The 10,054-nt window shown below is 63.4% G+C and carries 9 protein-coding genes; 2 read left to right on the top strand and 7 right to left on the bottom strand.

The window, feature by feature from the left end; translation table 11 throughout:
* Nucleotides 1-81: 81 nt before the first annotated feature.
* Complete coding sequence (locus NKJ75_RS29405; RefSeq protein ID WP_196813612.1) at nt 82-618, bottom strand: L,D-transpeptidase family protein; 537 nt, start codon at nt 616-618, stop codon at nt 82-84.
* A 145-nt stretch (nt 619-763) separates the two neighbouring features.
* Here NKJ75_RS29405 and NKJ75_RS29400 point away from each other — a divergent pair, with 145 nt between their 5' ends.
* Nucleotides 764-1,447 (top strand): response regulator transcription factor, encoded by a 684-nt coding sequence (locus tag NKJ75_RS29400; protein WP_023670493.1) that lies wholly within the window; start codon nt 764-766, stop codon nt 1,445-1,447.
* A gap of 177 nt (nt 1,448-1,624) precedes the next feature.
* Nucleotides 1,625-2,080, top strand: coding sequence for a cyclic nucleotide-binding domain-containing protein (locus NKJ75_RS29395; protein WP_023818306.1), 456 nt, complete (start codon nt 1,625-1,627; stop codon nt 2,078-2,080).
* A gap of 164 nt (nt 2,081-2,244) precedes the next feature.
* Here the strand turns inward: NKJ75_RS29395 and xth are convergent, their stop codons facing one another.
* The 6 genes from xth to tesB all read right to left on the bottom strand — a co-directional run bounded on the left by xth (nt 2,245) and on the right by tesB (nt 9,978).
* Nucleotides 2,245-3,051: an exodeoxyribonuclease III gene (xth, locus tag NKJ75_RS29390; RefSeq protein ID WP_023670495.1), complete on the bottom strand. Its 807-nt coding sequence runs from the start codon at nt 3,049-3,051 to the stop codon at nt 2,245-2,247.
* Nucleotides 3,052-3,247: 196 nt separating this feature from the next.
* Nucleotides 3,248-3,928: an outer-membrane lipoprotein carrier protein LolA gene (locus tag NKJ75_RS29385; protein ID WP_023670496.1), complete on the bottom strand. Its 681-nt coding sequence runs from the start codon at nt 3,926-3,928 to the stop codon at nt 3,248-3,250.
* Nucleotides 3,929-4,066: 138 nt separating this feature from the next.
* A complete protein-coding gene (locus tag NKJ75_RS29380; protein WP_023698379.1) occupies nt 4,067-6,736 on the bottom strand; it encodes a DNA translocase FtsK in 2,670 nt (889 codons plus the stop codon).
* A gap of 347 nt (nt 6,737-7,083) precedes the next feature.
* Nucleotides 7,084-8,532 (bottom strand): ammonium transporter, encoded by a 1,449-nt coding sequence (locus tag NKJ75_RS29375; RefSeq protein ID WP_373420142.1) that lies wholly within the window; start codon nt 8,530-8,532, stop codon nt 7,084-7,086.
* A gap of 13 nt (nt 8,533-8,545) precedes the next feature.
* Nucleotides 8,546-8,884 (bottom strand): P-II family nitrogen regulator, encoded by a 339-nt coding sequence (locus NKJ75_RS29370; RefSeq protein WP_023670499.1) that lies wholly within the window; start codon nt 8,882-8,884, stop codon nt 8,546-8,548.
* A 218-nt stretch (nt 8,885-9,102) separates the two neighbouring features.
* Nucleotides 9,103-9,978, bottom strand: coding sequence for an acyl-CoA thioesterase II (gene tesB / locus NKJ75_RS29365; protein ID WP_023687727.1), 876 nt, complete (start codon nt 9,976-9,978; stop codon nt 9,103-9,105).
* Between the last annotated feature and the right edge of the window lie 76 nt (nt 9,979-10,054).

The raw sequence follows: 10,054 nt of genomic DNA, 5'->3' as shown, positions 1-10,054 counted from the left end.
TAGTGAAGGATTGAAACGACGCCGAGACCATCCTACTCCCTACTCCCTACTCCCTACTCCCTACTCCCTACTCCCTACTCCCTACCTCACCACCCTCACCACCGTCCGGTCCGACACCAGCGGCAACAGCCGCGCCATTGTCCGCGCTGTCACCGCCACGCAGCCTTGCGTCGGTGTGAAGCCTGGGCGCGCCAGATGGAAGAAGATGGCGCTGCCACGGCCGCGCCGGCGCGGCGCCATGTTCCAGTCGAGCACCAGGCAGGCGTCATAGAGGCGGTCGTCGCGCCGCATTCGCTCATGGCTGGCGCCATAGGGGATTTTCACCGGCCGGTTGTAGTTGCGGTCGTCCGGCACCTCGCACCAGCCGAGATCGGCGCCGATCGGCGCCATCGCCAGCCGGGTTTTGCGGCCGGCCGCGAAATGATCGCCCCGAAAATATCCTGACAAAATCCGCATCTCGCCAAGCGGCGTCGCACCGTCGCCTTCGCGCTTGTTGGCTGAGATGCCGCCGCGTCCGAGCGCGCAGGCAAACACCTTGCTGCCGGCCTGCAATATCCCCTGGCTGGGGTTGCCCGGCCTCGCCCGAACCACCAGCACACGCAGCCCTTTCGGCAAAATTGCGCCGGCTGCATTGCGATCGCGTTTTTTCTTGTATGATCGTGTCACGGAACAAATCACTGTGATCGGACTGTTGCGCCGGTCAGCTTCCGCATAAATGGGGGGCGGTCAACTGAAAATTCTTTTCAAAACAATGGATTGATCCATGACATCACGTACCATTCTGATCGTTGACGACGATGACGACCTGCGCGGAACCCTCGTCGAGCAACTGGCCCTTTACGAAGAATTCGACGTCTTGCAGGAAGCGACCGCCGCCAAAGGCGTCGCCGCGGCGCGCGGCGGGCTCATCGACCTGCTCATCATGGACGTCGGGCTGCCCGACATGGATGGCCGCGAGGCGGTGAAGATCCTGCGCAAGGGCGGCTACAAGGCGCCGATCATCATGCTGACCGGCCACGATACCGATTCCGACACAATTCTGGGCCTCGAGGCCGGCGCCAACGACTATGTCACCAAGCCGTTCCGCTTCGCCGTGCTGCTCGCCCGCATACGCGCACAACTGCGCCAGCACGAGCAGAGCGAAGACGCCACCTTTTCGGTCGGGCCCTACACGTTCAAGCCCAGCCAGAAGCTTCTGATCGACCAGCGCGGCGGCAAGGTGCGGCTGACCGAGAAGGAAGCCTCGATCATCAAATATCTCTATCGAGCCGACCAGAAGGTGGTGACGCGCGACGTCCTGCTCGAGGAAGTGTGGGGCTACAATTCCGGCGTCACCACGCACACGCTGGAAACTCACGTCTACCGGCTGCGCCAGAAGATCGAGCGCGATCCTTCCAATGCTGAAATTCTTGTGACAGAAAGCGGCGGCTACAAGCTGGTTCCTTAAACTTTTCATTGTTCAATAAGCGGTCGGGGCGGGACTGTTTCGGGGAGGATCCGGCTGGGGGAGCCTGGATCGGCCCGCTGCGCAGATTGAAGTGTTAGAGCGTCCTTTGCGCGTTCAATTGGACACGCGGCGCTCTAAGGGAGGGATTGGACTGACCGTTCGGGGACGCAGCTAGAGATGGCGCTGGATGACGACATCCGCATCCTGTCCGCCGTGAAGCTCTTTGAGGGTTTCACGCAGGAACAGCTGCGCCTGCTCGCCTTCGGCGCCGAAGCCACCCATCTGCAGGCCGCCCGCAAGCTGTACCGCGAGGATGACGAAGCCGACTCGGCCTATATCGTGGTCAGTGGCCGCATCGTGCTCTACCGGGAGCAGGATGGCGACCGCATCCCGATCGGCACCGCCGGCCCCGGCACGATCCTCAGCGAACTGGCGCTGATCGCCGACTCAAGACGGCTGACCAGCGCCTCGGCCGAGACCGATTCGGAAGTGATAAGGTTGAGCCGCAAGATGTTTCGCCGCATCCTGGAGGAATATCCCGAGGTGGCGGTGAAACTGCACCAGCGCATCCTCGATGATTTCCAGGCCATGATCGCCCGCATCGAGAAGCTGGCGCCAAGGTTTGGCGGGTAGGTCCCCGCGACCGCGCTCACGCTTCGGTGTGTCGAGATTCAGGTCAGGCCGAGTCGAAAATGGCTGATACCGAGAACCGGAGCGGAGCGTACTCAAAGTACGCGAGCACCGGAAGCGCAGGTATCGGCCATTTGCAGGCCGGCCTCACCTGAATATCGGCCCGCCTAATCCAGGTCGAACCGCGCAATCACCGGCACATGGTCCGAGGGCCGCTCCCAGCCACGCGCCTCTCGCAGGATCTCATAGCCGGCAAAGCTCGGCACCAGGTTCGGTGACGACCAGACATGGTCGAGCCGGCGGCCGCGGTTCGAGGCTTCCCAGTCCCGCGCGCGATAGCTCCACCAGGTGTAGAGCTTCTGCTCTGGCGGCACGTCGAGCCGCATCAGGTCGACCCAGTCGCCGGCGATCCGCATCGCGTCGAAATTTTGCGTCTCGACCGGCGTGTGGCTGACGACGTTGAGCAATTGCTTGTGCGACCAGACATCGTGCTCCTGCGGAGCGATGTTGAGGTCGCCGACCAGGATCGAGGCCGACACCTCGTCATGCGCGGCGCGGATGGCGTTCATCTCGGCAACGAAATCGAGCTTGTGGCGGAACTTGCGGTTGATCTCCGGATCGGGCTCGTCGCCGCCGGCCGGCACGTAGAAATTGTGGACCAGGATTGCCTTGCCGCCGGCCTGCACCTTGACCGACAGATGCCGGCTGTCATCGATCTCGCAGAAGCGCCGTTTCTCGACAATCTCGATCGGCCGCCGCGCCACCGTCGCAACGCCGTGATAGCCCTTCTGGCCATGGAATGCGATGTGCTCGTAGCCGGCCTTGCGGAACGCCTTTTCCGGAAACAGCTCGTCGGGAACCTTCGTCTCCTGCAGGCAAAGCACATCGGGCGCCTGCTCCGTCAGCAGCCGCTCGACGATCGGCATGCGCAGGCGCACGGAGTTGATGTTCCAGGTGGCGATGGAGAAGGGCATGCGGCGGTCCGAACAAGGTCGCCGATCTACTGCCAGCCTAGCGCCACAAACACAAGCCAGCCTTTGCGGGCGGCGGCTCTGATTCAGGTCAGGCCGAGTCGAATGGCGGTCTCCGAGAACCGGAGCGGAGCGTACTTAAACCACGTGAGCACCGGAAGCGCAGGAGATCGCCATTGGCAGGCCGGCCTCACCGCATCTAGCGCTGGTTGGTGTTCAGCTCGCGGTTCGCCGCATAGTCGATGGCAAAGGTGTCCGCAGGGAAGCTGACGCCTTCCTTGGTGTTGTAGATCATCACCGTGGTGTCCTTGCCCTGCGCGTCGGTGATGGTCCACTGGCGCAGATCATAGGATTTCGGATCGAACATCATAGTGATCTTCGAATTGCCGAACACCGACTTGTCGGCAAGCTGGATGGTGGTGAGGTCGCTCTCTTCCTTGATCGATTTCACGCGGCCCCCCGAGAGGTCGATCTTGGTGTCGAGCAACAGCTTCAGCGGCGTCTTCGACAACGGATAGAGATCGGACGTTTTCAGACGCTTGTTGAGGATGACCACCGACTTGCCGTCGGAAATCACCCGGAAATTCGACTTGCCGTCATAGTTGAAGCGAATCTTGCCTGGCCGCTCAAGGAAGAACTTGCCGCCGGTCTGCTGGTTGTTGGGGCCGAACTGGACGAACTCGCCGCTCATCGATTTGACCGAGGAGAAATGGTCGGCGATCTTTTGCGCCGTCGGCGGCACCGCCGCCTGCGCCGAGGCCAGGAGCTGGAACCCCGGCACGACGTTGATGGCCGCGGCGCCGGCAAGCATCAGGCCAAGGCCGAGCAACTGGCGACGGTTTGGAGCGAAATCGCTGATCGCGGAAAGATCGTTTTTCATGCCGGTCACTCTCGTGTGGTGTGTGTCTCGTTGCAGTCCGTGGACCCCCAGTTAGACTTAAGTTTGGCGGGCCGGACAGCGCTCAGTCGCTGTAACGCGCCAAAAGGTTCAAGGTTGCCGCCGGGCCGTATCGGCTGATCAGAACTTGTCGTCCTCGGTCGGCACCAGGATTTCGCGTTTGCCGGCATGGTTGGCCGGGCCGACAATGCCTTCCTTCTCCATCTTCTCGATGATCGAGGCGGCGCGGTTGTAGCCGATGCCGAGCCGGCGCTGGATATAGCTGGTCGACGCCTTGCCGTCGCGCAGCACGACCGAGACCGCCTGGTCGTAGGGATCGTCGGAATCCTCGAAATTGCTGTTGCCGCCACCACCAGCGCCGCCCTTGCCCGACGGCTCGTCATCGTCCTCGCCGTCATCCTCGGTGATGGCGTCGAGATATTCGGGCACGCCCTGCAGCTTCAGATGGGCGACGATCTTCTCGACCTCGTCGTCGGCGACGAACGGGCCGTGCACGCGCTGGATGCGGCCGCCGCCGGCCATGTACAGCATGTCGCCCATGCCGAGCAGCTGCTCGGCGCCCTGCTCGCCCAGAATGGTGCGGCTGTCGATCTTCGACGTCACCTGAAAGGAGATACGGGTCGGGAAATTGGCCTTGATGGTGCCGGTGATGACGTCGACCGACGGACGCTGCGTCGCCATGATGACATGGATGCCGGCCGCGCGCGCCATCTGTGCCAGGCGCTGCACCGCGCCTTCGATGTCCTTGCCGGCGACCATCATCAAATCGGCCATCTCGTCGATGATGACGACGATGTAGGGCATCGGCTCGAGATCGAGGTTCTCGGTCTCGTAGATCGCCTCGCCGGTCTGGCGGTCGAAGCCGGTCTGCACGGTGCGCGAGATTTTTTCGCCCTTCTTTTCAGCCAACTGCACGCGCGCGTTGAAGCCGTCGATGTTGCGCACGCCGACCTTGGACATCTTGCGGTAGCGGTCCTCCATCTCGCGCACCGTCCACTTCAACGCCACCACGGCCTTCTTCGGGTCGGTGACCACCGGGGTCAGCAGGTGCGGGATGCCGTCATAGACGGAGAGTTCGAGCATCTTCGGGTCGATCATGATCAGCCGGCAGTCCTGCGGCGTCAGCTTGTAGAGCAGCGACAGGATCATGGTGTTGATGGCGACGGACTTGCCGGAGCCGGTGGTGCCGGCGACCAGCACATGCGGCATCTTGGCGATGTCGACGATCACCGCCTCGCCATTGATGGTCTTGCCCAGCGCCAGCGCCAGCTTGGACTTGGTCGTCTCGAAATCGCGGCTGGCCAGGATCTCCCGGAGATAGACGGTCTCGCGCTTGGCATTCGGCAATTCGATGCCGATGGCGTTGCGGCCGGGCACCACGGCGACGCGGCAGGCAATCGCGCTCATCGAGCGGGCGATGTCGTCGGACAGGCCGATGACGCGCGACGATTTGATGCCGGGCGCCGGCTCCAGCTCATAGAGCGTGACGACGGGGCCGGGCCGCACCGCGATGATCTCGCCCTTGACGCCGAAATCCTCCAGAACGCCTTCGAGCAGGCGCGCATTCTGCTCCAGCGCGTCCTTGGACAGGCTGGCGTCGCGCACCACGTTCTTCGGCTCCGACAGGAAATGCAGCGACGGCATTTCGAATGTTTCCGAGCCAATCAGCGAGGTCTGCGCCTCGCGCTGGACGCGCGCGCCCGGAGCGGGACGCGGCGCAGGTGCGGCGACGCGGGTCGCTGCATCGGAGCGGAAGTTCTGCACCTTGGCGTTCGTCGCGGCACGGCGCTGGACCGGCTCGTCGTCGAGTTCGACCTCCTCGTCGCCATTGTCGAAACCGGCATCGAGGACGTCGTCATCGTCCGGATCGACGGAAACGCTGCGGTCATTGACCATGGCGGCGAAGAACTCCGGCTCGACGCGGGCGCGGCCATCCGGGCTCATCCGCGCTTCGGCGAATTCCGCCGATTCGACCCGTTCGGCGGCGCGGCGCCATGCGGTGGAGCGCTGCTCCATCTCCGGCTCGAACTCGTCGCGCTCCTGCTGGCGGCGCACAGCCCGGCGATGCATCCAGGCGCGGAAAGACAGCCACCAGTGGGTAACGGCGCCGAGCGCCAGTATCCCCTCGTCGCCCTCGTCCTCGTCTTCGTCGAAGAGCAGGTCGTCCTCTCGGGGATCGGGCTCCGCGGTGCGCTCCATGACGGCAAAGCCGTTCTTGCGCGCAATCAGCGCCGAGCCATAGGCAAACAGCCACAGCGCCGGCGCAATGAGCACCATGGCAATGATGCTGGCAACGATGCCGGTCGGGTAGCCGCCAATGACCACGCCCGGAATATTGAGCACCATGTCGCCGAACACCCCGCCGAGGCCGGTCGGCAACGGCCACGTCTTGGGCGGCACCACGCAGCCGGCCATCGCCGCCGCGAGCAGCGCGAAGCCGAACCAGGCAAGGCCGCGCTTCGGCAGCCTGTCGACGCCGCGCGCCGAAAACAGGAGAAAGCCCCAGATCACCGCCGGCACCAGGGCGGCGACCGCGGCAAGGCCGAAGAACTGCATGGCGAGGTCGGAGAATACCGCGCCCGCATAACCCATGGCGTTGGTGACGATGTTGTCGGTGGCGTGCGAGAAGCTGGGATCGGCGACGTTCCAGGTCGCCAGCGCCGCGACGCCAAAGGCGACCAGCGCAAACAGGCCGGCGCCGACCAGCCGCCCGACCTGGCGCCGCGCGAATGCCTGGATGCCGTGCCCCGTATCGGTCAGCGCGAGCGGTGCTGAAGCCCCTGAACGCATGCTTCGTTCCCCGTCTGTCATGGACTGGCCGGGCGCATGACGCACTCCGGCAGATTCGGATGTCAGACTATCGGGGGGAAGGTTAAGGCCGCATTAACTATACGGCAGCCGGAGCCACGATCTTGCTCACTCCACTGTAGGCAGTCTCAACAGTCCGGAACCAATCCGGTCGACGTCTCCCCGCTGGCGGCCATCACTAGAACGTGATTGCGCAGGGACCGAGACCTGCCAGCACGGTTGCCAAAAAGAGAGGCCCGGAATGACCCGGGCCTCAAAGCGTGAACTCCTTTCGGGAGCGTCACGACGGGATGGGAGAATGCGGGGCGGCCGAAGCCGCCCCGCGGTGCTTACGAGTGGTAGGCCGCTTCGCCATGCGAAGTCAGGTCGAGGCCTTCGCGCTCGGCGTCGGCTGTCGGACGCAGACCGATGATCAAGTCGACGACCTTGTAGAGGATTGCGCTGCCGATGCCCGACCACAGCAGGGTTACCAGGACGCCTTTGCCCTGTGCCAGGAGCTGCGTGGCCGTGCCGGCATAGCCGGCGGCGAAGTCGGCCGTCGAATAGTCGACGATGCCGGCGCCGCCGAGGGCGGGATTGACCAGAATGCCAGTGCCGAGCGCACCGATGATGCCACCGACGCAGTGGACGCCGAAGACATCGAGGCTGTCATCATAGTCGAACGTGTTCTTCACCACCGAGACGAAGAAGTAGCAGACGAAGGTGGCGACGATGCCAAGCACGATAGCGCCCATCGGGCCGGCAAAACCTGCAGCCGGCGTAATCGCGACGAGGCCGGTGACCGCGCCCGAAACAGCGCCGAGCATGGAGGCTTTGCCGCGCAGCAGCGATTCAAGCACGATCCAGGCCACTGCCGCCGCCGCCGTGGCGACGAAGGTGTTGATCATCGCCAGCACCGCATAGGCGTTTGCTTCGAGGTTCGAACCGGCGTTGAAGCCGAACCAGCCGACCCACAGCAATGAAGCGCCGACCATGGTCAGCGTCATCGAGTGCGGCGCCATGATGTCCTTCTTGTAGCCGATGCGCTTGCCGATCATCAGCGCGCCGACGAGACCGGCAATGCCCGCATTGATGTGAACGACCGTGCCGCCGGCGAAGTCGATGGCGCCGAAGCTGAAGATCAGGCCGGACGGGTCGGCATAGGCGCTCGGGCCGCCCCAGAACCAGACCATGTGCGCGATCGGGAAGTAGATTAACGTCACCCATAGGATAACGAAAAGGATCAAGGCGGAGAATTTGACGCGTTCGGCGAATGCGCCGACGATCAGGGCGGGCGTGATGCAGGCGAAGGTCATCTGGAAGACGACGAACACCAGTTCAGGAATGGCGACGCCCTTGCTGAAGGTTTCCGAAAGCGTCGATACGTTGACGCCGGAGAGAAACATCTTCGAAAGGCCGCCGACGAAGGCGTTGCCCGGGGTGAAGGCGAGGCTGTAGCCGTAGAAGACCCAGATGATCATGACCACGCTGGTGATGGTGAAGACCTGCATCAGCACCGACAGCATGTTCTTGGTACGAACCAGGCCGCCGTAGAAAAGCGCAAGGCCGGGAATGGTCATCAACAGCACCAGCACGGTGGAAATCATCATCCACGTGGTGTCGCCCTTGTCGACGGTAAAAGCCGGCGCTGCTGGCGCTGCCGCCGCGACGGCGGGAGCCGCCTCCTGCGCGAAGGCAGCAACCGTGCCCAATGCTCCGAGCGCTAAGGAGCCCAGCAGCGCGGAGCGCGCCACTGACTTCAAGGTGGAAGGTATATTCATTGAACTCTCCATTGGAATACGTGTTCGCCGCTCAAAGTGCGTCGGTGTCTGTTTCGCCGGTACGGATGCGCACCGCCTGATCGATGCCGAAGACGAAGATCTTGCCGTCGCCGATCTGGCCGGTCTTGGCCGCCGCCGTGATGGCTTCGACGGCCTTGTCGACCAGGTCTGTGCTAACCGCGACTTCGATCTTGATTTTCGGCAGGAAACTGACCGCGTATTCCGCCCCGCGATAGATTTCCGTGTGTCCCTTCTGACGCCCGTAGCCTTTGACTTCGGTGACGGTCAGGCCCTGGATGCCGACGGCGGTGAGCGCTTCGCGCACCTCGTCGAGCTTGAACGGTTTGATGATTGCCATCACGATTTTCATAAGGTTTCACCCTTTGCTGTTGCGGTCCCCCGCGTTTGCACACCTTCACCGATCCCAAAAAGCCCGGAGAGTGCCCAACAGGATTCAAGCTCCGTGCCAGTTGCCGAAGCAGGGTGTTAACTCATTGTAAACAAACGGATCGCTCGAGTCCCGGCGCCACGGTGCGCACTGTCAACGGACAGTCAATGATTAAAAAGTAGGCAATTTTTCGAAAATGCCTATTCCGCAGGCGGCCGCTTCAGCCGGATCAGGCCTTCTTGGGCAACCGAGGCGATCAGCGTGCCGTCGCGGGCAAACAGCGAGCCGCGGGTGAAGCCGCGCGACCCCTGCGTCGAGGGGCTGTCCTGCGTGTACAGGATCCAGTCATCGAGCGGATGGCTGCGATGGAACCACATCGCATGGTCGAGGCTCGCCGCCTGGATGTCGCGGTCGAAAATGGCGCGGCCGTGCGCAAAGGTCGAGGTGTCGAGCAGCGTCATGTCGGAGAGGTAGGCAAGCACCGCCGCCTGGATGCCGCGGTCGGCCGGCACCGGGCCGGTGGTGCGGATCCAGATGTTCTGCTGCGGCTCCAGCTTTTCGCGGCTGGTGTAATGCTTCAGCATCACCGGCTTCATCTCGATCGGCCGGTCACGCTCCCAATAGCGCTTGATGCCGTCCGGCACCGCCTCGCCGAACTTGCCCAGCAATTCGCGCTGCGACAACAGGCTGTCGGGCGGCGGCACGTCGCGCGGCATCGGCAGCTGATGCTCAAGGCCAACCTCATCCTGCTGGAACGAGGCTTCCAGCGAAAAGATCGCCTGGCCGTGCTGGATCGCCACCACGCGCCGCGTGGTGAAGGAGCCGCCATCGCGGATGCGGTCGACCTCGTAGACGATCGGCACCTTGGTGTCGCCGGGCCGCATGAAATAGCCGTGCAGCGAATGCACGTGGCGCTCGGGCTCGACGGTGCGCTGCGCGGCGACCAGCGCCTGGGCAATGGTCTGGCCGCCGAAAACGCGCTGCCAGTCGAGCTTGGGGCTGCGACCACGGTACAGATTGTGTTCCAGCTGCTCGAGGTCGAGAATGCTGAGAAGCTCGTCCATGGCCGCCGTCATGCTTCGTGACCTCGCCGTAAGATGCTATGGCGGTTTCCGACAGGAATGGCGGGCAGTCAAGGCCGGAATGCCCCAG

It is taken from the genome of Mesorhizobium sp. M0058, assembly GCF_040323095.1.
Lineage (GTDB): Bacteria > Pseudomonadota > Alphaproteobacteria > Rhizobiales > Rhizobiaceae > Mesorhizobium.
Note: the sequence above shows the minus strand (reverse complement) of the source record. Positions and strands in the feature narration are given on the sequence as shown.